The sequence below is a fragment of the Vibrio sp. 10N.222.46.A1 genome, assembly GCF_041473595.1.
In the GTDB taxonomy this organism is placed as follows: domain Bacteria; phylum Pseudomonadota; class Gammaproteobacteria; order Enterobacterales; family Vibrionaceae; genus Vibrio; species Vibrio tasmaniensis_A.
The window spans coordinates 1-256 of the sequence record NZ_JBFRSN010001624.1 but is presented as its reverse complement, the minus strand read 5'-3'; the positions used below and the strand labels follow the sequence as shown (position 1 = coordinate 256).

Here is a 256-nt window from a genome sequence, read left to right as displayed (position 1 = left end):
AAGTTAGATCAGTCGATTGATATTAACCGTATCGCACGGGAGTTAGGAGAGCAAGGCATTACAATGTCACCAGGTAACCCTGTACGTTTTGTTACTCATAGAGATATCAGTTCAAAAGACATCGCGACTTTCCTAACTAAGTTGGAAAGTGCGCTTTAACGCTGAACAAGATTCGCATTAAAGCAATTAAGACTAGAGCTTCCCTTACGAAGCTTTAGTCTTTTAAAAAAATCATTCACCTCTTCCACCGAAAAAT

Annotated in this window: 1 pseudogene; it reads left to right on the top strand. The window is 39.1% G+C overall.

Annotated elements, in window-relative coordinates:
- Positions 1-159 (top strand): annotated as a pseudogene (locus AB4496_RS28500) (low-specificity L-threonine aldolase); the annotation flags it as partial.
- Between the last annotated feature and the right edge of the window lie 97 nt (positions 160-256).